The 23,117-nt window shown below is 71.4% G+C and carries 22 protein-coding genes and 1 pseudogene; 8 read left to right on the top strand and 15 right to left on the bottom strand.

Features of this window, described 5'->3' with window-relative positions; genetic code table 11:
* The first annotated feature begins 155 nt into the window (after nt 1-155).
* Both ABZ471_RS30545 and ABZ471_RS30550 read left to right on the top strand, forming a co-directional pair.
* Nucleotides 156-422, top strand: coding sequence for a hypothetical protein (locus tag ABZ471_RS30545; RefSeq protein ID WP_359070878.1), 267 nt, complete (start codon nt 156-158; stop codon nt 420-422).
* The gene (locus ABZ471_RS30550) at nt 422-652 is read left to right on the top strand and encodes a hypothetical protein (RefSeq protein WP_359070879.1); all 231 of its coding nucleotides are present in this window, start codon (nt 422-424) and stop codon (nt 650-652) included. The genes ABZ471_RS30545 and ABZ471_RS30550 overlap by 1 nt, the downstream gene beginning before the upstream one ends.
* Before the next feature lie 115 nt (nt 653-767).
* On the opposite strand, the pseudogene ABZ471_RS30555 reads toward ABZ471_RS30550, so the two are convergent.
* Nucleotides 768-1,824, bottom strand: a pseudogene (locus ABZ471_RS30555) (LLM class flavin-dependent oxidoreductase).
* A 331-nt stretch (nt 1,825-2,155) separates the two neighbouring features.
* On the bottom strand, nt 2,156-3,331 hold the full coding sequence (locus tag ABZ471_RS30560; protein WP_359070880.1) for a S1 family peptidase: 1,176 nt from the start codon (nt 3,329-3,331) through the stop codon (nt 2,156-2,158).
* Nucleotides 3,332-3,546: 215 nt separating this feature from the next.
* Between ABZ471_RS30560 and ABZ471_RS30565 the strand changes: the two genes are divergently transcribed.
* Together ABZ471_RS30565 and ABZ471_RS30570 are read left to right on the top strand one after the other, a co-directional pair.
* A complete protein-coding gene (locus tag ABZ471_RS30565) occupies nt 3,547-3,915 on the top strand; it encodes a VOC family protein (RefSeq protein ID WP_359070882.1) in 369 nt (122 codons plus the stop codon).
* A gap of 171 nt (nt 3,916-4,086) precedes the next feature.
* Nucleotides 4,087-4,650 carry an RICIN domain-containing protein gene (locus tag ABZ471_RS30570; protein ID WP_359070884.1) on the top strand — a complete coding sequence of 188 codons (564 nt, stop codon included), beginning with the start codon at nt 4,087-4,089 and terminating at the stop codon, nt 4,648-4,650.
* Between the two features lie 147 nt (nt 4,651-4,797).
* Here the strand turns inward: ABZ471_RS30570 and ABZ471_RS30575 are convergent, their stop codons facing one another.
* The 5 genes from ABZ471_RS30575 to ABZ471_RS30595 form a co-directional block, all read right to left on the bottom strand.
* Nucleotides 4,798-5,691, bottom strand: a complete 894-nt coding sequence (locus ABZ471_RS30575) for a hypothetical protein (RefSeq protein ID WP_359070885.1) — start codon at nt 5,689-5,691, stop codon at nt 4,798-4,800.
* A 130-nt stretch (nt 5,692-5,821) separates the two neighbouring features.
* Complete coding sequence (locus tag ABZ471_RS30580) at nt 5,822-6,901, bottom strand: cytochrome P450 (RefSeq protein ID WP_359070887.1); 1,080 nt, start codon at nt 6,899-6,901, stop codon at nt 5,822-5,824.
* Between the two features lie 141 nt (nt 6,902-7,042).
* Complete coding sequence (locus ABZ471_RS30585; protein WP_359070958.1) at nt 7,043-7,123, bottom strand: tryptorubin family RiPP precursor; 81 nt, start codon at nt 7,121-7,123, stop codon at nt 7,043-7,045.
* 464 nt (nt 7,124-7,587) lie between these two features.
* Nucleotides 7,588-9,366: an MOSC and FAD-binding oxidoreductase domain-containing protein gene (locus tag ABZ471_RS30590; protein ID WP_359070888.1), complete on the bottom strand. Its 1,779-nt coding sequence runs from the start codon at nt 9,364-9,366 to the stop codon at nt 7,588-7,590.
* 241 nt (nt 9,367-9,607) lie between these two features.
* Nucleotides 9,608-10,123: a CGNR zinc finger domain-containing protein gene (locus ABZ471_RS30595; RefSeq protein WP_359070889.1), complete on the bottom strand. Its 516-nt coding sequence runs from the start codon at nt 10,121-10,123 to the stop codon at nt 9,608-9,610.
* Between the two features lie 141 nt (nt 10,124-10,264).
* Here ABZ471_RS30595 and ABZ471_RS30600 point away from each other — a divergent pair, with 141 nt between their 5' ends.
* The 3 genes from ABZ471_RS30600 (at nt 10,265) to ABZ471_RS30610 (ending at nt 12,969) form a co-directional block, all read left to right on the top strand.
* Nucleotides 10,265-11,134 carry an alpha/beta hydrolase gene (locus ABZ471_RS30600; protein ID WP_359070890.1) on the top strand — a complete coding sequence of 290 codons (870 nt, stop codon included), beginning with the start codon at nt 10,265-10,267 and terminating at the stop codon, nt 11,132-11,134.
* 55 nt (nt 11,135-11,189) lie between these two features.
* Entirely contained in the window at nt 11,190-12,050 is an 861-nt protein-coding gene (locus ABZ471_RS30605; protein WP_359070892.1) for a DUF427 domain-containing protein, read from the top strand.
* Between the two features lie 82 nt (nt 12,051-12,132).
* Nucleotides 12,133-12,969, top strand: a complete 837-nt coding sequence (locus ABZ471_RS30610) for an alpha/beta fold hydrolase (protein WP_359070893.1) — start codon at nt 12,133-12,135, stop codon at nt 12,967-12,969.
* A gap of 55 nt (nt 12,970-13,024) precedes the next feature.
* On the opposite strand, the gene ABZ471_RS30615 is transcribed toward ABZ471_RS30610, so the two are convergent.
* The 8 genes from ABZ471_RS30615 to ABZ471_RS30650 all read right to left on the bottom strand — a co-directional run bounded on the left by ABZ471_RS30615 (nt 13,025) and on the right by ABZ471_RS30650 (nt 21,261).
* The gene (locus ABZ471_RS30615; RefSeq protein WP_359070895.1) at nt 13,025-13,636 is read right to left on the bottom strand and encodes a TetR/AcrR family transcriptional regulator; all 612 of its coding nucleotides are present in this window, start codon (nt 13,634-13,636) and stop codon (nt 13,025-13,027) included.
* Between the two features lie 47 nt (nt 13,637-13,683).
* The gene (locus ABZ471_RS30620; RefSeq protein WP_359070897.1) at nt 13,684-14,595 is read right to left on the bottom strand and encodes a 3-hydroxybutyryl-CoA dehydrogenase; all 912 of its coding nucleotides are present in this window, start codon (nt 14,593-14,595) and stop codon (nt 13,684-13,686) included.
* A 129-nt stretch (nt 14,596-14,724) separates the two neighbouring features.
* Nucleotides 14,725-15,897 carry an acyl-CoA dehydrogenase family protein gene (locus ABZ471_RS30625; protein ID WP_359070898.1) on the bottom strand — a complete coding sequence of 391 codons (1,173 nt, stop codon included), beginning with the start codon at nt 15,895-15,897 and terminating at the stop codon, nt 14,725-14,727.
* Nucleotides 15,898-15,935: 38 nt separating this feature from the next.
* Nucleotides 15,936-17,108, bottom strand: a complete 1,173-nt coding sequence (locus ABZ471_RS30630) for an acyl-CoA dehydrogenase family protein (RefSeq protein WP_359070900.1) — start codon at nt 17,106-17,108, stop codon at nt 15,936-15,938.
* Between the two features lie 119 nt (nt 17,109-17,227).
* Nucleotides 17,228-19,282: an acetate--CoA ligase family protein gene (locus tag ABZ471_RS30635; protein ID WP_359070901.1), complete on the bottom strand. Its 2,055-nt coding sequence runs from the start codon at nt 19,280-19,282 to the stop codon at nt 17,228-17,230.
* A 1-nt stretch (nt 19,283) separates the two neighbouring features.
* Nucleotides 19,284-19,475 carry a ferredoxin gene (locus ABZ471_RS30640; protein ID WP_359070902.1) on the bottom strand — a complete coding sequence of 64 codons (192 nt, stop codon included), beginning with the start codon at nt 19,473-19,475 and terminating at the stop codon, nt 19,284-19,286.
* Between the two features lie 89 nt (nt 19,476-19,564).
* Nucleotides 19,565-20,818, bottom strand: coding sequence for an NADH-ubiquinone oxidoreductase-F iron-sulfur binding region domain-containing protein (locus ABZ471_RS30645; RefSeq protein WP_359070903.1), 1,254 nt, complete (start codon nt 20,816-20,818; stop codon nt 19,565-19,567).
* A complete protein-coding gene (locus tag ABZ471_RS30650; RefSeq protein ID WP_359070904.1) occupies nt 20,815-21,261 on the bottom strand; it encodes a hypothetical protein in 447 nt (148 codons plus the stop codon). The genes ABZ471_RS30645 and ABZ471_RS30650 overlap by 4 nt, the downstream gene beginning before the upstream one ends.
* A gap of 504 nt (nt 21,262-21,765) precedes the next feature.
* On the opposite strand from ABZ471_RS30650, the gene ABZ471_RS30655 reads away from it, so the two are divergent.
* Nucleotides 21,766-22,941, top strand: a complete 1,176-nt coding sequence (locus tag ABZ471_RS30655; RefSeq protein WP_359070906.1) for an aromatic ring-hydroxylating dioxygenase subunit alpha — start codon at nt 21,766-21,768, stop codon at nt 22,939-22,941.
* Nucleotides 22,942-23,117: the final 176 nt, after the last annotated feature.

The following is a 23,117-nucleotide window of genomic DNA, read 5'->3' on the forward strand; positions in this document are numbered from 1 at the left end:
GGCCCTGCTCACATCCTCGGTGAGCGGGGCCCGACCGGTGATGGTGATCTTCGCTAGAAGTGGCCGCGGATTCTTGTCGGTGTCCTATCCGGGCATGTCACACCGCCTGACGCGTCCGGATACGGGAGAACAGCGCCTCAGCGGGGACCGCCGGCATGCTGCTGGGGGCGGCGGGCCGGCCCGTGCGGGGCGACAACGCTCTGCCCGGCACCTCCAAGATCGGCTGCGTCATGCCGTACATCCCGGAGATGATCTATGCCAAGCGCGGCGACTACCCGGAGCTCGCCAAGCACATCGAGTACGCCCAGAACACCAAGCACCTGCCGGTCAAGCACGGCACCACGAAGTACCTGACCGCCTCACCAACAAGACGAAGATCAAGATCTTCGAAGTGTCCCTGCACTCGGTGTCAGGAGAACTGATGGTGCGCGGCCTGATGGACGACCTGGACGAGGAACTGCCGGTGCTCTCCTTCGACGGGCCCGGCGACTACCGGCTGCGCATCCACGCCCGCGGCCGGGACACCGCCATCGACCTCGCCCCGGACGAGGTCACCGAGTGGTGCCTCATCCAGGTAGGGCCGGCACCGTCGCGGGCCGCGGCGGTGCTCCGCCAGAGCGACACCTACGGAGCATCCGTCCGAGCCCGCTGACCGACGCAACAGCCGGCTGCCGCCCTGGCACCGCACTCGCTGACGGTGCCCGGGCGCTTTGGCGGAAGCGACCGCATACCGGACTCTCAGGGGCCGTCCCTCCACAAGCGGGCGCTCAGGTGAGGAGTTCGGCGAGTTGGGCCGTCTCGGTGGGCGGGTCGATCACCGGTTGGATGAGGAGCTCATCGACGCCTGCCTGTTCCAGGGCGGTGATGCGGGTGCGGAGGTCGTCGCGGGTGCCGACGAGGGCCACGCTGTTCATCAGCGAGGGCAGGACCAGGTCCCGGTCCTGCGGTGCGATGCATACCAGGTAGTTGGGGTAGAGCTTGGTGTACCGGTCCGGCGCGGTAGCGGTGGTGCCACGCCGATCGAGGAGTTGTCGCACCGCCTCGCGTTGGTCGGGGCCGAGTTGCCCGGCGAAGGCCGGGGGTGTCGGCGGCGAAGTCCAGCAGCGACAGCACGCGGTGACCTGTCGTGTCCCGGGCCGCGTCGCTGTCGGAGTCCTCGTTGCCGCGCAGCAGGTGGAGCGCGGTGACCACGTAGGAGTCCGCGTAGGAGTCGGGGTCGTGGAGCGTGCCGTGGGCGGCGTGACGGCGGGCGTCGTACAGCGCGTGCCAGGCGGTGGGGTCGAGCAGGCCGAAGGAGATGAGGCCGGCGCCGCAGCGGCCGGCGACGGCGGCGGCTTTGGGTCCGTGCAGCGCGGCCACGACGAACTCGATCGGATCGGTGGTATTCACGTGCGCCCCGGTGTGCAGGAACCAGATGTCGCGGACCCGGTCTCCTTCGTGGTATTCGGTCGGGCGTCCGGCACACAGATCCTGCAGTGCCGCGGTGAAGTTCTCCAGCGCAGCCGCCGTGGTCGACTGGTTGCCCAGAGTGCGCCGAGCGGTGTTTCCGGTGCCGACCCCGCAGATGATCCGGCCCGGTGCCAGGGCATTGAGGCTGGCGAACCCGCTCGCTGCGGCCGGGGCCGAGCGCAACGCCGGTGAGGTCACGCCGATACCGAGCCGAATGCGACGGGTGGCCTTCGCATACAGGCTCAAGGCGACGAAGGGGTCACCGTGGACCATCGGGGTGTCGTTGACCCAGAAGCTGCGCAAGCCCAACTCCTCGGCCTGCACGGCGAGATCCTCCACACCGGGGTGCGCGGCGACCACGACGCCTGCACGCATCAAACCTCCAAAGTACGAGGATCGGATCGAGCTTGCTCATGCTGGCAGGTCCCAGGGCTGAAGCCCATGGCCATGACGCCGCTGGCGGAACCACCGGGACGGCTTGAGGCGGCAAGCCGACGGCACCGTGGGCGGTGGTTGGCCAGGTCGTGCCGCACGTCGTCGGGTCTTCGGCGTGCAACAACACTGAGCAGACAGACGCAGCCGCGGCTCGGCTCGGCTCACCATCGACAGGAGTCTCAGCACGGTGTCTGCTCCATAGCCGGAAAGGCACGCCACGCGGGGGGGGTCCGTGGCAGTGCGCACGGAACCCCGGTGCGACCGCGTGCGGTCAGTACGTGTGCAGGGTCAGGCCGTAGCGGTTGAGGATCTCGTTGACGGGCTGGAACCAGGTCTCGCCGCCGCTGGTGCAGTCGCCCCAGCCGCCGGACGTGACGCCCTGCGCCTGGTCTCCGGTGATGAAGGAGCCGCCGGAGTCGCCGGGCTCGGCGCAGACGCTCGTCTTCGTCAGCTCGTGCACCGCGCCCTGGCTGTAGTTGACGGTCTCGTTCGTGGCCAGCACCGTGCCGCAGTGCCAGTGCGAGGTCGATCCGGAGCGGCAGACGGAGGAGCCGACGGGCGCCACGGCCGAGCCGCGCACGAGCTGGTCGGGCACCGTGCCCCAGCCCAGCACGACCGGCACCGTCCACCAGCCGCTGCCCACGCTGACCCAGGCATAGTCGCTGTCCGGGAACGACGAGCCCTGGAAGGTGCCGATGTAGGAGCCGTCCCAGCCGCTGACCCCGGCGCCGGGCTGCCCGCAGTGCCCGGCGGTGACGAAGCCGCCGTACACCGAGAAGCCTATGGAGCAGCGGACGTTGCCCGTGTAGTACGGGTCACCGCCCACCGTGCCCGCGGCGAAGGTCCGCGGCGCCGCGGAGACGGTCTCGACGGTGACGGGACCCGCTTGGCGCGCCCGTGACACGAAACGTCGGACATCGTTGTCGTCCCGTGCGTTCCGCACGATGTCGACGACGACCGTGTTGACCTTCGGGTCGATGTGCCAGCCGCTCACCCCCGAGGGGGCGGACAGCCGGTCGATGCGCGCCTTGACCGCGTTCAGTTGCCGAGCACTGTGTGCGACGGACCGGACGTCGGCCCCTGCCGCCTCGACCGCCCGGCGTACGGCCGTCGGGACAGCCGGCGTGAGGGCCACCGTCAGGTGCCCGCCGGCGGCGTCGAACCAGGAGCCCGCGTAGGCCTCGCCGGCCGTACGGCGCACCTTGGGAGCGAGAGCGGCGGCGGACCGCTCGGCCGCGAGGCGCACTTCCGCCTGCTTCCGGGTCAGGTCGAGATCCCGCTGCAGGGCGGTCACGAGTCCGTCGGAGGCAGGCTCGGGGGAAGAGGCGTGGGAGGTGGACTCGGCGGCGGGTCCGGTCGCCGAAGCGGGGAACGTCCCTGCCGCGCTCAGTCCCCCGAGGACCAGCAACGAGGCGAGGACTGCATGGGTAAGTCTCTTGCGTCTCATGGGCGTTGCCCTTCGTCGTTCCAGGGGTGGGGTGGAACAGCCGATTCCTGAGAGCGCTCTCATCCGTGGCGGGGCAGAGCCTAGCCATCCCGCCGCGTCAGGTCCATGCCAATGCAGGCCGAATGTGGCGGAGTCGGATCCGACCGTCGAGGTCGAGGGCAGGGGCGGCTGCCCCTAGGGTGTCGGGAAAGTCCATCGACCGGTCCGGAGATTCCATGCCCCTGCGGATGAGGCTGACCGCGATCACGCTCGACTGCCCCGATCCCCCGGCCCTTGCGGCGTTCTATCAGCAGGCCACCGGCCTCGAGCCCCACCCGAAGTCCGACGCCGAATTCGCCGGCCTCACCCGTGAGGACGGCCTGTTCATCGGCTTTCGGCGGGTCGACGACTACCGGGCTCCGCGCTGGCCCGACCAGACCGCTCCTCAGCAGTTCCACCTCGACTTCGCGGTGGAGGACCTGGACGAGGCCGAGGAACGACTGCTGGAGCTGGGCGCGGGCAAGCCGGATCACCAGCCGGGCGGGGACAGGTGGCGGGTCTTCACCGATCTGGCGGGGCATCCCTTCTGCGTGGTCAGAGGCTGATCGCTCATGCGCCGGAGTGCTTTCGGCCGCCCTGGCGCGCGTGCGCTCGGGCGGCGGCTCCCGCTCCACCCCTCAGGGGAGTTGGCCGGCCGCCTCCCCGGCGGACGACCCGCCGCGCGAGAACATGGCGAGCGCTGACGGACCTCGGGTCCGTCGAACAGGGGGGAACACGTGAAACTGCGCAAGTGCGTTGCCGTGCTCGCCGTCGCCCTTGTCGCGACCTTCGCAACGGCCCTCGCACCCGGCGTCGTAGCCGCCGAACCGAACGTCCCGGAAGACGCGGCCCCGGCGGTCGCCGCCCCGCGCGCGGTGGGGCCCTTCCAGGTGAGAAACCAGGGCGTCGGCCGCTGCATGGGCTTCCCGTACGGTGACGACCGCGTCCGGCTGTGGGACTGCTCCGACGAGGCGTTCCTGCTCTGGGACCTGGTCTCCGACGGCCGCGGTCGCCACCACCTGGTGAGCCGCCGGAACGGCGAGTGCTTCGCGGGCTGGGCGCAGGGCCCGAACGGCTGGTCGACCTGGGTGTCGACCTGCGACAACACCTTCTCCAACCCCGACCAGCTCTGGTACGTCCACCCGGCGGACCACGCGGGCGCAGGGCCCATCTCCAACCTCTTCGGCCGGGTCCTGGAACCGGAGCACGGACCCGGGGGCGGGCAGCAGGAAGCACGCGTCGAGATCTGGGACAACCAGGGCCTGCCGAGCCGGCAGTGGACCCTCAAGTACATCCAGTGAGGACCGGTCGCGTACATCCGCTGGAGTCCGGTCGCGCCGGTTCAGCTTCGTCGACGTCCCCGCCTGTCTCGCCCGTCTCGCCGCGCGAGACGAACAGCTCGTTCCGATCTGCCGCGCGCAGGATGCGGCGCCGGCCCGGCAACAAGGTCACGACCCGGCGCCTGCTCTCCGCTGCGCCTGGTCGAACTCCGTCAGCGGGTCGCCGCCGGCCTGCCAGGGCCATGCGGTGATCGTGCCGCCGAGCGCCTCGAAGACGGGGCGGGCATCCCGGCGCCGGTCGGCGGCCATCAGCGCGTACGCGAGGAGGTTGAGGTCGGCACGTGCCCTGGCATGGCGGAGGAAACCCGGCTGCGCCCAGGTCGAGGCCACGCGGTCCAGGGCCTGGGCGGCCATCGCCTGGGACCAGTGGTTGCGGGCCACCAGCGCTTCGAATCCGCCCCGGTCGAGGACGGCGTGGTACTGGAGGACCTGGGCCGTGAGTTCGGTCGCCGCGCAGGGCGCGTTGGCGGGCATGCGCGCGCACAGGGCGTCCACGAACTCCAGGACCTGGATACGCGAGCCCGCTTCCTCCGGGGTGAGGTAACCCAGCATGCTCAGGTAGGCCTCGCGGTTCCAGCGATCGCGGGCGAGCACCTCGTTCCACACGCCGAACACCTGGGGCTGCTCCCAGCGTTGCATGCGTGCCACCCCCAGGAGGACCACCCAGGGAGTGGGGTCTTCCGGGGCCAGTTCGGCGGCCAGCAGACAGTTCTCCGTGGCGTCGGCCGTGTCGTGCGGACGCCCCTGCGCGCGGGCCCACGCCACCTGTGTCCAGGCGGACAGCACCAGCGCGCTCGCGTTGCGCGGTTCACGCGCGGCCCAGGATCGCGGCAGACGGGAATCGGCCATGTAGTCCGCCAGGACACCCATGCGGTGGGTCCGGCGGTCCCAGTCGCCCGGGTCCTGGTCCAGGAGACGGGAAATCTGCGCCACGCACAGGTCCGTCGTCGCGATCGTGCCGGTCCTCGTCGTCGCCACCAGGGACTTCAGCAGTCTGCCCAAGTCCTGATCGTCGAGTTCCGGGGCAAGGCGTGACCTTCTGCGGCGACTTGAAAGAAATGCCATGCCGGGAGGCTAGAGGCCCTCAGGATTCACACAAGGTTTGCGCCAAGATCGTTATGGTTTACACGTCTTACCCGGGGTTAGGTGGACTGTGCACGCGTCCTCGGGCCGGCCTGGTCAGACGTACGTCGTCCACGCCCAGCAGGCCGAGGAGCGGAACCTTGCCGACCCTCTGGTCCGGATCGACCACGAGCCCGGACCCCCGGACCAGGTCCAGGAGCAGCTCGGCGAGCGGCATGACCATGTGCCTGCCCCAGCAGCGTTCCGAAACGTGACCGAACGGCAGATACCCGGGAGCCGTTTCGGGGTCGAGGTCGTCCCAGCGCTCCGGACGGAAGGCGTCGGCGTCGTCCCACAGGGACGGATCACGATGGGACAGCAGGGGCAGCAGCAGGACGTCGTCGTTCTCGCCTATGCGGTCGTCGACGGCGGGGTACTCGGGCGAAGCGTTGCGCAGGATGTTCCACGAGGGCGGCAGCAGCCGCAGGGACTCGTGGATGATGGTGCGGTTCGAGGTGCTGTCGTCGAAGGGCGAGCCGAGCCAGAGGGCGTTGGCCACGAGCGTGGAGACGGTGAAGCACACCGGCGCCGCCGCCCTGCGGTACATGCCCATCGCGTACCGGCGTTCCTGGTAGCCGGTGGCCTGCGCCGCCCGTTGCGCGAGACCGGTGAGGTGCCGGCGCGGGCGGGGCCAGCCGGGCAGCGCGGCACCGATCGTGATCACCGACCAGGTGAGCTTCGGGGTCAGTTCCAGGTTGCGGCTCATGAGCATGCGCAGCCGGCGGGGGTCCTGGCCCAGGATGAGATCGCGCAGGAAGAGGTGCCCGGTCAGTGGCCAGGAACCGGACAGATCCACGGCGTCGGGTACGGGCTTCAGGAGCGCTTCGCGCACGTCGTTCCCGAGGGTGCGGGTCACCGACGAGGCCTCGTTCTTCGCTATCGAGCGCCCGTGCAGGGGCTTGAAGGTGGGGCGCTCGGCCTCCGTCGCCCGGCGCGCGGCGAGGATGCGGTCGGCGATCGCGGGCCCGGCGACACCGATCGTGTCGGGTTCCAGCCGGAACACGTCCTGGCCGATGTGGCCGTTCATGAGGGCGGCAAGGCGCGGGGCGAACTCGGTGGTGCGCACAGGCGCTGCGGATGACGGCGGCATGGGTTTCTCCGAAGCGACAGGGGTGGCCGGGTGACCGGTCGAGGGGAGCGCTCGGCGGGGGCACCGCCGCCCGGCCCCGCCTCGGTTCGGACGGGAAACCGGACAACGATGTCATCCACCTGCGCGGCAGAGAATGCGGGATCAGTACCAGAGGTACCAGGCGTTCGCCTTGAGGCTCTTGCTTGCCGCGACCTTGTTGCGGATGGCGAAGAGAAGCTTCATCACTGCACCTCCTTTCGGGGCGGACGTGACACGTGCCGGTTCCGGATGCCTCCGGTGAAGATCACGTGTCGTTGACGCGGGTAACCTTCCCGGGTCTGATCAGCAGATAATCTGAGCAGGCGTCAAAATCTTTCCCTGCGGGCGATTTCGGACCCCCCAAGCCCGCTGTTCCCACCGGGCCGCTCGACATCCTCGAACCCCGGCCGGACGCGGCGGCAGCAAGCTTCCCACGCTGGTGGAGGAGCCTGTCGCACGCGCACACAACACCTGGCACGGCGGGCAGGGGCGACAAGAGCCGGACAGCATCCGTGGGCGGGCGCTCTCTGCAGATTGGCCGGATACATATGCGTACGGCATCGTCACCACGCTCGCGCGCCCTGGCACATCACGTCGGCAGGCGCGACGTACGCCTCGGACGGGAGCTGTGCGATCAGGGGGCCGTCAGCCGTACACGTGCCGGTCGGCTAGAGGTCGAGGACGACCTCGGTGGTCGGTTCGCTGCAGCAGACGAGGACGGTGCCGGCCTCGGGGAGTTCGAGGGGCGGCGTGGTGTAGGTGATGTCGCCCGACACGAGATGCGTGAGGCAGGTGTGGCAGACGCCGGTGCGACAGGACCAGCGGGTGGGGATGTCGCACGCCTCGGCGAGATCGAGGAGTGAAGCGTGAGCGGGTGACCAACGGGTCGTGATGCCGCTGCGGGCGAAGGTGATGAGGGGACCGGTGCCCGTGGGCCCCGGGGGCTGGTGCGGCCGGACCGTGGCGGTGGGCGTGACACCGGGATTGATCGCGGACAGGGCGCTGAACTCCTCCCTGTGGATCCGCTCAGGGCTCAGGCCGTGATCGCGCAGATGGCCCCCGAGGTCGTCCATGAAGGCGGACGGTCCGCAGAGGTACGCGTCGGCGTCGGCGGGAATCCCCAGGGCGGCGAGCGCCGAGGCGGTCGGACGCCCCTGGGTGATGTGGGGCTCGTCGGGATGCGGGGCGGACTCGGCGGTGTAGTAGATGTGCTGGTGCCCGTCGGGGAGTCGAGCCAGGAGCGCGCGACTCTCGTCCGCGAAGGCGTGGTGGGCCCGGTCGCGGGCGGTGTGGATCCACCAGACGGGGCGTGGGTCCTGTGTGGCGGCGAGGCGATGGAGCATGGCCAGCACGGGAGTGGCGCCGATCCCTGCCGAGGCGAGAACGATCGGGCGGGTGCCTGCTTCGAGGACGAACGTTCCGCGGGGGGCGGCGACGTCCACGAGGTCGCCGGCATGGAGCACGGCATGGATGTAGCCGCTGACCGTCCCGTGGGGCTCGCGCTTGACGCTGATGCGGTAGGTGTCGTCGGCGGGTGCGGAGGACAGCGAGTAACTGCGCACCGTCGGGGCGGTGTCACCGACGGCGAGGCGGAGGGAGAGGTACTGGCCGGGGCGGGCCTCGGGCAGCGGGGTGCCGTCGGTGGTGCCGAGGTAGATCGATGAGACGGTGGGCGTCTCATGGACGATACGGGCGACGCGCATGGCCCTGAAGCCCGTCCATCCCGCCTCTTCCCCTGGATGCCGAGTACTCGGCCGGCGGGTACGGGTCCGGTCGCCCGGCCATCCCGGTTCCTGTCCGGGCTCCCGGGCGGCGGCGAGTTCACGGAAGGACTGCTGCCATCCCGGGCTGAGGGCGGGGATGTCCAGGGCTCTGCGCAGCTTCTCGGGGTCACGGTCCGGGAGGTAGAGCAGTGCGTCCGTGTCGGCGACGCTGAGTTCCTCGGGACCCTTCCGGGTCAGGGTGATCTCGTCGCCTGCCTGGAGGTGCCCCTCGGTGAGGACACGCAGGTAGAAGCCGGGGCGGTGGTGGGCGACCAGCAGGGAGGCCATGGTGGGCTCGCCCAGGCGCATGCCGACGCGGTAGCAGGTGACGCGCGGCTGGGTGACCTCGAACTCGGCTTCGCCGATGCGGTACCGGTCACCGATGCACACTTCGCGGTCGGGCAGCCCGTCGACGGTGAGGTTCTCCCCGAACATCCCGAAGGTCAGGTCGTCGCGACCGAGGTGCTTCTGCCAGTACTGGTAGGACTGGAGCTGGTAGACGAGCACGGCGCGGATCTCGCCGCCGTGCCCGGCCAGGTCTCCTTGCCCGTCGCCGTCGATGTTCAGTCGCCGCACCATCCGGGAGCCCTGAACGGGCGACTTCCAGGCTCCGGTGTGGACGGTCCTCCCCTGCCAGGGCATGTCCTTGGGCATTCCTACGTTGACGGACAGCAGCGTCGCCATGGCGGACCTCCTGCGGGGTGGCCGTCCGGAGCAGCCTCTCGTGGCGCCGTGATCCGCGCGCCGGGGCCGATATCAGTCTCTCGTGCGGGTGCCGCCGCCCGCTCGGCGCGGGTCGGGGCGCCGCGGACGTCGCGCGACTCGGATGCACCGCTGACGTCGCGCCACTCGGAAGCGCGGTTGACGCCCGCCACTCGGATGCGCCACTGCCGTCACGCCACTCCGGAGCACCGCCGGCGTCGCATCACTCTGCTGCGGCGCCGCGTGTGCGCTGGTAGTGGCGCCGCGCCTTCATGCGGTTGCCGCAGACGGCCATCGAGCACCAGCGGGCCTTGTTGGCCTTGCTGCGGTCGAGGAGGAAACGCCGGCACTCCGGGTTCTCGCACGGCCGCAGCCGGCCGGGCATCGTCTCCTGCAGCGCACTCCACGCCATGACCGCGTCCACCGCCGTCCGGCGCTCCGCAGGGGCGTCCAGCACCCACGACACGCCCGCGGGCGAGATGTGCGGGCGGGATACGACGCCTTTCAGGAACGGGGCGAGGGAGGTGGCCGACCGGGTGCCGCGCACGACGTCCTGCAGGGCATCGCGTGCCTGTACGAGGTGCCGGTGCTCACCGACGGTGCCTGTGCCGCCATGGGCCTGTTGCCAGGACCTGGCGCCGTCCGGATCCGCGAGCCGGTCCCGCACGACGCCGTCGACGACCGGTGTGCTGTTGAGCAGCTCCAGTAGGACGTCCTGCTGTCCGCGATCGACCTCCATCACACCTCCTGACCGTATCGACCTGCCCGGCGTGGCTGCAGGCACTCGGTCAATCTAACCTCTAAAATGCCATTGACAGGTTAGCTCATGCGTGCTCGACTGTATCTGTAACCACCGAACAAATCGAGAGAGGTTAGAAAAATGGTCACCGCAGTCCACCACCGCACCGCCACCGTCGACGGCCTTGAGGTCTTCTACCGGGAGGCCGGCGACCCGACGGCACCCGCCCTGGTCCTCCTCCACGGCTTCCCGACCAGCTCGCACATGTTCCGCCACCTCATCTCGGCCCTCGCCGACCGCTACCACGTGATCGCCCCCGATCACATCGGGTTCGGCCAGTCCGCGATGCCCGCCCTGCAGGACTTCCCCTACACGTTCGACGCCCTCACCGAGATCACCTCCGGGCTGCTCCGGCATCTGGGCGTCGACCGGTTCGCGATGTACGTGCAGGACTACGGCGCCCCCATCGGCTGGCGGCTCGCGCTGCAGGACCCGGACAGCATCACCGCGATCATCACGCAGAACGGCAATGCCTACGAGGAGGGCTTCGTCAAGCCCTTCTGGGACGGCGTCTTCGCCTACACCACGGCCCCCGGGCCGGACACGGAAGCAGCCATGCGTGGCGCCCTGACCCTCGAGTCCACCCGCTGGCAGTACGTGAACGGAGTCGAGGACCCGAGCCTGGTCAGCCCCGACAACTGGGTCCACGACCAGGCCCTGCTGGACCGGCCCGGCAACGACGAGATCCAGCTCAAGCTCTTCCGCGACTATCCCACCAACGTCGACCTCTACCCGCGGGTCCACCAGTACTTCCGCGACTCCCAGGTCCCGCTGCTGGCGGTCTGGGGTGCAGGTGACGAGATCTTCGGCCCGGACGGCGCCAGGGCGTTCGGCAAGGACCTGCCCGATGCCGAGATCCACCTGCTCAGCTCCGGGCACTTCGCCCTGGAGAGCCACCTCGAGACCATCAGCGAGCACATCCGCGACTTCCTCGCGCGCGTCCTCGCCTGACCTCCAGGGCCAGAGGGCGCCTTCGGCGCGGCCCCGTACCCGGAAGGACTCCGTCATGGGACTGTCCTGGCAGCAAGGCCCCCTCGCCTCCGGCGCGATCGGGCACTTCCTCACTCCCGAACCCCTGCCCGAGCGCCTGCTGTTCGCCGAGAGGCTGCGCCGCCGCATGCGCGTGCGGTTCAACGACGCATGGATCGCCGACAGCGAGAACGTCGTCCTGCTCCACGAGCCGGGCCGCTACCCCGTCGCCTACTTCCCCAGAGCGGACGTGGACGAGCAGGCCCTGGTCGCGAGCGGCAGGGTCACCCAGCACAAGGACCTCGGCGACACGGCCTGGTACGCGGTGCACGCCGGCGACCGCACCACCGAGCGCGCCGCCTGGGAGTTCACCGCACCGCCCGGGCACGCCGCCGAACTCCGGGGGCGTATCGCCTTCGCATGGCGCGCGATGGACGCCTTCTACGAGGAGGACGACCGCATCCTCGGACACGCCGCCGACCCCTACCACCGCATCGACATCCGCACGACGTCGCGCAGCCTGGAGGTCCGCCTCGGTGACACCGTGATCGCCCGTTCCGAACACCCCGTCGTGCTCTACGAGTCCGGATTCGCCCCCCGCTGGTACGTCCCGCGCGCCGACATCGACGAGACCCGGCTGCGCCCCGTCGAAGGACAGACCTTCTGTCCCTACAAGGGTCTGTGCGACTACTTCGACATCGGCGACGCGCACCGCGCGGCGTGGTCGTACCGCGACGCCTACCGGGAGGTCGACCGCATCGGCGGTCTCGTGTCGTTCGAACCCGACCAGGTCGAGGTCCGGCTCGACGGCGAGCGCCTGCACGCCGAACCCGGGCAAAAGGTCATCGCCCACGGCATCGACCGCGGCCTGGACGTCGAAGAGGTCAGGGCCCGCTGAGGCGTCGCCCCCCTACAGTAGGGAGCGAGACCGCATGTGCGCCATGGGAGTACATGAACGGAGTGCGTGTATGCGCAGTGGCATGTTCGAGACCGATGGCGCCGGGCTGTACTACGAGATCCGCGGCAGCGGACCGGCCCTGCTGCTCATCAGCGGGGCCGGCGGCGATGCCGGGTACTACTCCGCGATCGCCGACGAGCTGGCCGACGCATTCACGGTGATCAGCTACGACCGGCGGGGCAACTCCCGCAGCACCGGGCGCAACGGCCGGCCCATGGACCTGTCGCGGCAGGCTGCCGACGCCCGGGACCTGCTCGACGGGCTGGCCGGTGGCCGCGGGCTGGTGTTCGGGAACAGCGGGGGCGCGATCATCGGGCTCACGCTGGCCGCGTCGTATCCCGAGGCGGTGTCGGGTCTGGTCGCCCACGAACCACCGGCGGTCGGCGTCCTGCCCGACGGCGACCCGGCGCGCGGCTTCTTCCCGGAGCTGGCGGCACGGTACGCCGAAGGCGGCGGCCCCGCGGCCGGCCTCCGATTCGCGCAGACGGTGCGCGGTGAGGGCACCTACCGCTGGCCCGACGATCTGTGGCGGCGCTTCCTCGGCAATCAGGAGCACCTGTTCGCGTCCGAGTGGCCGGGCTTCGCGGCGTTCCGGCCCGACGAGGCCGCCCTCAGGGCAGCGCCCTTCCCGATCGTGCTGGGGGCCGGCGCGGAGGACCGGGGCACCTACTACGCCCGGCCCTCGATCGAGATCGCCCGCCGGATCGGGGCACCCTGGGCCGAATTTCCGGGCATCCACATGGAGTTCCTGCGCAACCCGGCCGCGTTCGCCGGGGCCCTGCGGACCCTGGCGACCCAGATGCACACCGGCAGAGACCGGGTGCCCGGCCTGTGGGAGGGCTCCGCCCAGCCAGGCTAGGCGTGGCACCAGCAACTTCCGGGTCCTGCGCCGTCGAACGGACCGGTCCCGGACGTCACTCCGTCGGCACGGAGCCCGAGAGCCCCAACGCGGCGGACACCTGGCGCCAGATGGAGGTGAGGGCGCCGTCCAGAGTGACCGTCGGGTCACGCAGCATCAGGCGGATGCCGTAGCCGTCGCTCAGGGACAGGACGAGCGTGCTGAGATCGTCCACGTCGGTCGGGGTGAACTCGCCCGAAGCGATACCGCGCCGCACCGCGTCGGCCACCCAGGCGTGCAGCTGCGCGTACAGGTCCACGGCGAAGACCCGGGTGGTCTCGTCGCGCAGGGCCCGGGCCCACAGTTCCTGCCACAGCCGCCAGTCCTGGCGCAGTTCGGGATCGGTCGGCAGCAGGCTGCGCAGGATGCGGGCCAGGATGACCGCAGCCGGAGCGGTCTCCGCGTCGCGTTCGACGTCGACGGCGGTGTTGGCGAAGGAGTGGGTCATCGCCTCGGTGAACAGCTTCTCGCGCGTGTCGAAGTGGTAGTGCAGCAGCGCCGTGGACACGCCGGCCCGCTCGGCGACCATGCGCATGCGGATCTTCTCGAAGCCGATCTCGGCGATGACCTCGCAGGCCGCGGTCAGGATGCGCTCGCGTGTGTCTGCCGTGCGCACCTTCGTGGACACGCTGCGGCTCCCCTCGCTCGGTGGTCGTACGCCATGACCATTTTCCCTCACCGCGGCCTCGCCCGTGTCGCCGGTGCCGCCGCCTCGTGGTGTGGCTGTCCGTCGTACCCGTGGAAACCCCGCCCGGACTTCCGCCCGAGCAGGCCGGCCTCCACCATCCGGGACAGCAGGGGTGGCGGTGAGTATTGCGGTTCGCGGAACTCGGCGTACAGCGATTCGGCGATGGCGCGGGTGGTGTCCAGGCCGATCAGGTCCGTCAGGGCCAACGGGCCGAGCGGGTGTGCGCAGCCGAGGACCATCCCGCGGTCGATGTCCTCCGCGGTCGCGCTGCCCGACTCCACCATGCGGACGGCGGCCAGGAGGTACGGAACCAGCAGGGCGTTGACGATGAATCCGGCCTTGTCCCGGGTCCGGACGACCTCCTTGCCGAGGACGCCGGTCACGAAGGTCTCCGCCCGTGCCGCGGTGGTGGGCGAGGTGAGCAGCGAGGGGACGAGTTCCACGAGCCGCAGCACCGGGACGGGGTTGAAGAAGTGCACGCCGACGACGCGATCGGGGCGGGTCGTCGCGGTGGCGAGCCGGATGACCGGGATGGAGGAGGTGTTGGTCGCGAGGATGGTGTGGTCGCCGGTGACCACGGAGTCGAGGCGGGTGAAGACGTCGAGTTTGAGTCCCTCGTCCTCCGGTACCGCCTCGATCACCAGGTCGTGGTCGTGCAGGGCCTCGATCTGGTCGACGACGGTGATCACGGCCGCGGCGGCCTCGCGTCGTTCGGCGTCGAGTCTGCCGTGCGCTGCGGCCCGGTCGAGCGAGCGGGTGATGTGCCGCAGGCCCGCACGGGCCGCCTGCGCATCGCGTTCCACGACCGTGACCGGCACGTCGGCGCGTGCGCAGACCTCGGCGATGCCCGCGCCCATCAGGCCGCATCCGACGACCCCGACGCGCTCGATGTCGGTCATTCCCTCTTCCTCTCCGATGTGTGGCGTTCCCTGATGTGCGGCGTTCCGTGTCGACGCCGTCCGGTGCCCGGCCGGCCGAGGCCGTGCCCACGGGGCCGGGGCGCGTGGCGGCCCCGGCCCCGGGAGCGTTCAGGCGACGGGCAGGTCCAGGACTCCCGTGCCGCGCCTGATCAGCTCGTTGGCGATGATCAACCGCTGGATCTCGGAAGTCCCCTCCCAGATCCGGTCCACGCGCAGCTCGCGGTAGAGCCGCTCGACGGCGTACGCACGGTCGTAGCCTCGGCCGCCGTGGATCTGCAGGCAGCGGTCGATCACCCGGCCCGAGGCCTCGCTCGCCGAGAGCTTGGCGATGGCGGCCTTGGCGTGAAGTGTCTTGCGGTCCTCGGCCGAGGCCTGGTCGATCTCCCAGGCGACCTGGTGGGTGTAGGCCCGGTTGACGGCGATGTCCACGGCGCAGTCGGCGAGCATGCCCTGGATCAGCTGGTACGACGCGATCGGGGCGCCGAACTGTTCCCGCTCCACGGCCCAGTCACGGGCCAGCTCCAGGGCACGTTCGGCCGCGCCCGTCGTGCGTGCCGCGATCATCAGGCGCTCCTCGGTGAACCACGAGCGCGTGATGTCGTATCCCTCGCCGATGCCGCCGAGCACGGCGTCCTCCCCCACCTGGACGTCGGTGAAGGTGAACTCGGGGTGCTCGTAGACGAAGGTGTGCATGAAGCGCGGCACGCGCGTCATCTCGATACCGGGGGTGTCCTTGTCGACCAGGAACAGCGTCGGTGCGCGCTCGGGGCCCGCCGCGGCAAGCACGATCATGAAGTCGGCGTGGTCGCCGACCGTCACGAACCACTTCTCGCCGTCGAGCACCCAGCCTCGGTCGTTCTTGGTGGCCGTGGTGGCCAGGTTCTGCGGGTCCGAGCCCGCACCCGGCTCGGTGACGGCGTAGCAGTCGCGGCGCTCCCCCCTGATGACCGGGACGAGGAAGCGCTCGCGCTGCTCGGGGGTGCAGAAACGGAGGGCGTTGGCGGGGCGCCACACCATGTCCCACAGGGCGCCGGTGAGCCGTCCCAGTTCCTCCTGCACGGTGGCCTGCTCGGCGATGGTGAGTCCGGCGCCGCCCCATTCGGCCGGCATGTTGACGGCCTGGAGCCCCGCGTCCAGGACGGCGTCGCGGATCTTGGCGTGGGCGCTCGCGGGCAGGCCGTTCTCCTCCTCGCACTGGATCTCGTAGGCGGTGATGACGTCGGTCAGGGCGCGCGCGTCGGCCTTGAGCTGCTCCTGGCGCGGGGTGAGGCGGAAGTCCATGGAAGTCCTCGCTGTGCGGTGATCGGGGGTGGGCGGTGTCAGTGCGTGGGCAGGGCCAGGGCGCGGGTGCCGCGCTTGATCAGCTCGTTGGCGATGATCAGTCGCTGGATCTCGGAGGTGCCTTCCCAGATCCGGTCGACGCGCAGCTCGCGGTACATGCGCTCGACGGGATACGTGCGGTCGTAGCCGCGCCCGCCGAAGATCTGCAGACAGCGGTCGGCGACCCGGCCGGCGGCCTCGCTGGCGGCGAGCTTGGCGGTGGAGGCCTTGGCGTGCAGTGTCTTGCGGTCGGTGTGCGGCTGGTCGGCCTCCCAGGCGACCTGGTGGGTGTAGGCCCGGTTGACGGCGATGTCCACGGCGCAGTCGGCGAGCATGCCCTGGATCAGCTGGTACGAGGCGATCGGGGCGCCGAACTGCTCGCGCTCCACGGCCCAGTCACGGGCGAGTTGCAGGGCGCGCTCGGCCGCGCCGACGGTGCGTGCCGCGATCATCAGGCGCTCGTCGGTGAACCATTCCTTGGTCAGCTCGTACCCGTTGCCGACCCCGCCGAGGACGTCCTCGTCGGCCACGAAGACATTGGTGAAGGTGAATTCGGGGTGCCCGTTGACGGCGGAGTGCATGAAGTGCGGCAGCCGCGTCATCTCGACCCCGGGGGCGGCCTTGTCCACGAAGAACAGCGTGGGCAGCAGGTCGGGGCCGGCATCCGCCTGCACCAGCAGGAAGTCGGCGATGTCCCCGCAGGTGACGAACCACTTCTCCCCGTTGAGCAGCCAGCCGCCGTCGGTGCGGGTGGCCGTGGAGGTACCGGAGGACGGGTCTGAGCCGGCGCCCGGCTCGGTGACGGCGAACGCGTCGAACCTCTCCCCGCGGATCACGGGCATCAGGTACTTCTCGCGTTGCCGCTCGTCGCCGTGGGCGAGGACGTTGGCGGGCCGCCAGGGGATGTCCCAGAGGCAGTTGGTGACCTTGCCGAACTCCTCCTCCACGATGACCTGGTCGAGGAGGCTCAGTCCGGCGCCGCCCCACTCGGCGGGCATGTTGATGGCGTAGACGCCGGCGTCCATGGCGGCCCGGGTCAGTTCGGTCACGAGCTCCTGGGGCAGGGGGCCACCGGCCTGCTCGGACTGGTCCTCGTACCGCATGAGCAGGCGTGCGTAGTCGGCGGCGCGGCGCTTCAGGTCGGCCTGCTCGGGGGTGTAGCGCATGTCCATGGGGGCCTCTTCGGTCGGCGGGGCGGATGGGGCGAAAGGGGCGAGGCGGGCGAGCGATGCCGGGCGACCCGTGGGTGAGTCCAAGGGATCGGCGGGTGATCCGGCCGGGGCGGTGCCGCTCAGGCGAGCACGGCTCGGGAATCGAGGGCGAGGACGCCGCGCGGGCTCACGAGCAGGGGATTGACCTCGATCTCGGCGATCTCCGGATGCGCGGCGGCGAACGCCGTGATCGTCTCGACGGCGGCTGCGGCCGCGGCGACGTCGACGGGCGGGCGGCCGCGCACGCCGTCGAGCAGGGCGGCGGTACGCAGTCCGCGCAGGAGGTCCAGAGCGCGGTCGGCGCGGACGGGGGCCAGGGTGAAGGCGACGTCGTGCAGTGCCTCGGCCAGCACTCCGCCGAGGCCCACCATGGCGACCGGGCCGAAGCGCGGGTCCCGGTTGACCCCGACGATCAGTTCGATGCCGTCGGTCAGGTCCGCCATGGCCTCCACCGAGTAGGAGGGGGCGCCCAGCCGGGCGTGCATCTCGCGGAAGGCGGCGAGCAGTTCACCGGGTCCGGCCAGGCCCAGCGCCACACCGCCCGCGTCGGACTTGTGCAGCAGGTGGAGCGCTTTGAGGACGTAGGGTCCGGTGAACTCCTCGGCTGTGGCGAGCAGTTCGGCCTCGTCATGGACCTCGCGCGCGGCGGGGAAGGCGAGTCCGGCTTCTTCGAGGGCTCTGCGGGTCTCCAGGTAGCCGCTTTCGCGCAGCGGGGATGCCGGCGGGGGAAGCGGTGTGACGCTCGGGCGCTGCGCGCCGGGCGCGGTCGCCGCGAGGGCGCGGGCGGCGTCCTCGGTGGCGCCGAAGACCGGGATGCCGGCCCCGGCGAGGGTACGGCAGCTCGGAGAGCCGGGATACATGGACTGCACCACGATCGGCTTCGCGGTGGCGCGGTGCCGGGCGGCGATGAGGCGCGCCGCCTCCTGCTCCCCGTCCGCGAGCACCGTACCTCCCCCGCCGAGCCCGCCGTCGGAGGCCGCGTAGCCGCCGAAGTAGCCGGTCATCAGAACGGCGTCGACCTCCTCGGCCGCAAGCAGCGCGTCGACGGTCTCCGCGTACGAGCCGGGGTCCTGCTCCCCCATCCCGGCGAGGTCCACCGGGTTGGCGACGGCCGACTGTTCCCAGAGGGTGTCCCGCAGGTGCTGCCGCGTCGGTTCCCCGAGTTCGGGCACGGTCAGACCGGCCGCCTCGACGGCGTCGGCGGCGACGACGCCGTGGCCGCCGCCGTCGGTGAGGACGGCGACCCGGCGACCGGACGCTCGGCGTGAACCGTTCAACGCGGCAAGGACGACGGTGAGTTCGCGGGGGGTGGCGACCAGTTCCACACCGGCGTCGCGGCAGGCCGCGGTCACCACGTCGGCCGAGGTGGTCAGTGCCCCGGTGTGTGACTGGGCACTGCGCGCGGAGGCGTCGCCGCGTCCGGCGGTGAGCAGCACCACGGGCTTCCCGGCCTCGGCGGCCGCCTCGGCGAAGGCGCGTCCGTCGGCGAAGTCCTCCGCATAGACCGCGATGGCCCGGGTGCCCTCGTGCCGGGCGCAGTCGGCGAGCAGGTCGACGAGGGTGACGTCGGCCTGGTTGCCGAGCGAGACGAACCGGGAGAAGCCGAGGCCGTGGGGGGCGAAGCGGAGCTGGAGTTCGAGGGCGAGGTTGCCGCTCTGGCTGAGGAGTGCGACGCCACCGGGAGTGAAGGTGTCGGAGGCGAGGAAGAGGTCGGTGGTGTTGTCGGCGATCCCCAGACAGTTGGGCCCGACCATCACGGCGCCGGCGGCACGTACGCGTTCGGCGACGGCCTGCTGGCGGGTCCGCCCCGCCTCGCCGGTCTCCGCGAAGCCGGCGGTGATCGCGACGATCGCCCGGGCCCCGCACCGCAGGGCCTCGTCGACGGCGTCCTCGAAGCCTGCGGCGGGCACGGAGACCACCGCCAGGTCGACGGGCTCGCCGATCGCGCTCAGGCTGGGGGCGGCTCTGCGGCCGAGCACTGTGCCGCCGCGCCGGTTGACCAGGTGCACGGGGCGGCGGCCGTTTGCGCGCACGGCCTGGGCGGCGATGGCGTGGCCGTATTTGGCGGGGTCGTCGCTGGCTCCGACGACGGCGACGGAGACGGGGTCGAAGAGGGCCGACAGTTCGCGTCCCATGTCACTTCACCAGCCGCAGCGCGGAGTTGGGGCAGGCGGCGACAGCGGCAACGGCGGCGTCCTCGCCACCCGCCGGAACCTCGTTCCCGCGCACCTGCGCGTAGCCCCACTCGTCGAGGTCGACCAGCTCGGGCGCGGGTTCCTGGCAGAGGCCGTAGCCCTGGCAGCGGGTGGAGTCCAGCAGGAGTTTCATGGTGCGGTCCTTTCGGTGCGCCGGGCTCGGGCGGCTCGGTGGGGGTGCGGGGAACTCGGTGGGGGTCCGGGGAAGAGGCCGGGACGGGTTCAGGGCACCGGCACGCTGAACCGGCGTCCGTCCTCGGGTGCGGGGGCCGCGCACGCGGAGCAGGCGGAGCCGCGGTGGGCGTCGACGCGGTCGGGGAAGTGGGCGAGGAGGGTGGCGACGATGCGGGCGGCGGCGTCGAGCAGGCCGCAGGCCCCGCGGCCGGGCAGCTGCCGTGACCAGCGGTGCAGCTGGTCGGTCGTGTCGTGGTGCGCCGTGCCGCGTGCGACGGCCGTGAGGGTTCCGGCCAGCGCCCCGGTGCCGGCGACGCACACTCCACACTGCCGGGCGCTCTGCGCCGCGAGGTAGGCGGCGGCCTCGCCGGCCACGGCGACCGGGCAGTCCTCCGGGTGCAGGAAGTGCAGCGCCCCGCAGCCGAGGGCTCCGCCGGCCGCGTTCAGGCGGTCGTGGTCGAGCGGGAGGTCCGTCCAGCCCGAGCCGTGCAGTCCGCCGAACAGGCCGCCCATGAGGACTGCCTCGGCTCTCCCGTGCCCGCACAGGTCGGCGAGGACCTTCAGGTGCGTGCCGACGGGTGCCTCGACCAGCGCGGCCGCACCACCGGCACCCGAGAGGGTCAGCAGGTGGGTGCCGGCGACGGCGTCCGCGGCCTCGGGACGCGCGTGCGTCAGCGCGATACGGGCCAGCGTCTCCACATTGGCGACGAGGGTGGGCGCGCCGCCGACACCGCTCTCGAAGGGGCGCGGAGGTTTCGCCGTCGGCAGGGCAGGACCGCCGTCGATGCGTCGTACGACCGCCGTCTCCTCCCCCGCGACGTACGTGTGCTCCGTCCCGACGACGTCGACGCGGGGCCCGGGGGGACGCTCGGCGAGCGCCCGGCGCACGGCCCGCTCGGCGCGAGCGTCGGAGAGGTACACGCAGCCGCGTTCGGCCCCTGTCATGGCCGCGGCCAGCCGGAGACCGTCCAGGACCACGTGCGGCCGGTGCCGCAGGAGCCAGCGGTCCTTCACGGATCCGGGCTCGCCCTCCTCGCCGTTGGCGACGACGACGGGGGTGCCCGGTGCGTCCCGGACGGCGCGGATCTTGACGGCGGCGGGGAATCCGGCCCCGCCGCGGCCGCGCAGGCCCGAGGCGGCGATCCGGTCGAGCAACCGGTCGGGCGCGGGCAGCGGCGTATAGCCGCCTTCGGCCAGGTAGCGGGCGAGGTCCTCGCTGCCACCGGACAGCCAGGCGCCGGACAGCAGCGGGGCGAGGAGGCCGGGCCGTCCGTCGGGGAGGAGGGAGATGACACCGGTCATGCGGTGCTCCTGGGCTCGGAGTGGCCAGAGTGACTGGAGTGTCCGGAGAGATCGGTGCCGTGGCGGGCTCTCAGCCGCGTCAGCGCCCCTTCCAGATCCCGCCGCTGCGTGGCCGTACGGGCATAGCCCGCGCCCGGCAGGCCGATCAGCATGCGGTGGTGATCGAGGACGACCTCGCCGGCCACCAGCGCCGCCCGCGGGTCGGCGGTCGCGGAGCCCGCCGCGGCCTCTACGACCAGATCGGTGACCTCGCCGAGATAGCGCAGCCAGCCGCGTTGCGTGCCGCGCAGCACCAGCCGCTCCACACGGTTCCGCTCGGCGGCGACCAGAACCGTGGGCGGGCGGTCGTCCACGGGGGTCCGCAGGGCGGCCACCGCGGCGGGCAGTTCCTGTTCGGGCTCCGGCGTGAGGCCGAGCCATACCAGACTTCGGCGAGCGCTCATGCGTGCCTCCGGGGTCGCACCGCTTCCGGGTGGTCCCGGAGACGGGGTGGGCGCGGCAATGACGTGGACGGGGTTGCTCCGGCGCCGTGAGGAGAGGGGCGGGGAGCTGTACGGGGTGCCCGGCCGGGGCCGTGCACGGCGTGGACGGAGGGTGTCCGGACCGGTGCGAGCGCACGGCCGGACCGGTGCGAGGTGCCCGGCGGGAGCCGTGCATCGCCCGGGGACCAGGGCGTCCGGATCCCGACGCCCAGGTGTGGCGCGGACGGTGGTCCGCGGGGTTGCGGAGTGCGCCTGGGGCCGTCTGCGGGCCCGGGCCATCCGCCTGCCTCGACACTAACTAACTAATTAGTCAGCCCACAAGTCTTGACTTGGTCCCGCCCCGGTCCCACTCTGACTAACCAATCAGTCAGCCGGATCGCGGCAGGTCCGGAAGCCGCACCTGCCGCACGATCCGGACATGGCCTCACCGCCCATCGCCGCCGCCGCGGCGCGGAGGAGGACCCCATGCACCCCTCGACCACCCGGGCAGCCGACGTCTCCCCTGCCCCGCCGGAGCCGCCCCCCGAGCACCCCGGGGAAGCGCTGCCCGCGCGCTACTACACCGATCGGGCCATCGCCGAGGCCGAGACGGATCGCATCTTCGCCAGGTCCTGGCAGCTCGTCTGCCATGAATCCGACCTCCCCGGCCCCGGCGCTCGACTGACCGCCACCGCCGCCGGCCGGGAGGTGCTGGTCGTCCGTACCGAGGACGGCAGCCTCGCCGCCCACCTCAACGTCTGCAGGCACCGCGGAACCCGCCTCGTCACCGCGCCCGAGCCGGCCGGCAAGGCGATCCGCTGCCCGTACCACGGCTGGACCTACAAGCTCGACGGGCGCCTCGTCGGGGCTCCCGAGGCGCGCCGGATCCCCTGCCTGGACAAGCCCCGGCTCGGGCTGCACCCCGTCAACGTGGAGTCCTTCCTCGGCTTCGTCTTCGTCAACCTCGACATGGAGGCGACGCCGCTCGCGGAGAGCTGCGCCGGGCTCGCCGAGGCCGTCGGCCGCTACGCCGACCCCGGCCTGGTGCCCGTCGGCAAGCACCGCATCCACGACCTGGCGGGCGGCGAGGAGCAGAACGCCAACTGGAAGGTGATCGTCGACAACTATCTGGAGGGCTACCACGTCCCCGTGGCGCACCCCGCGCTGATGCGTCTGCTCGACTACCAGGCGTACACGGTGGACGTGCAGGAGAACTACGTCCTCTTCGAGTCCCCGCTGCGCGACAAGCCCTCCTCGAACTGGACCGAGCGCCTCTACCAGCGGCTGGCGACCCCGATGCCGGGACTGGCCGAGGCCGACCGGCGCGTGTGGCGCTACGCCGTGATCTATCCGAACACGCTCATCGACTTCTACCCTGACCACGTGCTCGCGTGGACCGCCCTCCCCACCGCCCAGGACCGGGCGGCGATTCCCGGCGGCTTCTACACCCGGCACGGGGAGAGCGTCCGGACGAGGCTGGCCCGGCGGCTGAACATCCACATCGGCTGGGTCACCAACGACGAGGACGCCGAACTGGTGGAGCGCGTACAGTCCGGCCTGCGTACGCCCGGTTTCGAGCCGGGTCCGCTGTCGCAGCGCGAGGCCGCGGTCGGCTGGTTCGCCCGCCGGGTCCGGGACGACCTGGAGGGTGACACACGGTGACGTCCTCCCCCACGGCGTCAAGGCCGCACCCGCACGCCGCCGCACGCCGCCCGTCGGGCTTATCCCGCACCCGCTGACGCACGCACCCTCCCCAAACCGGTCTTCCCTACGGAGTCAGGGCCTCCGTGAGCCGACCAGCCGGTCCCGCCCTGGAGTTGTGCCGTTCCTCGACGGAG

The sequence above is a fragment of the Streptomyces sp. NPDC005728 genome (assembly GCF_040630895.1).
GTDB lineage: Bacteria > Actinomycetota > Actinomycetes > Streptomycetales > Streptomycetaceae > Streptomyces.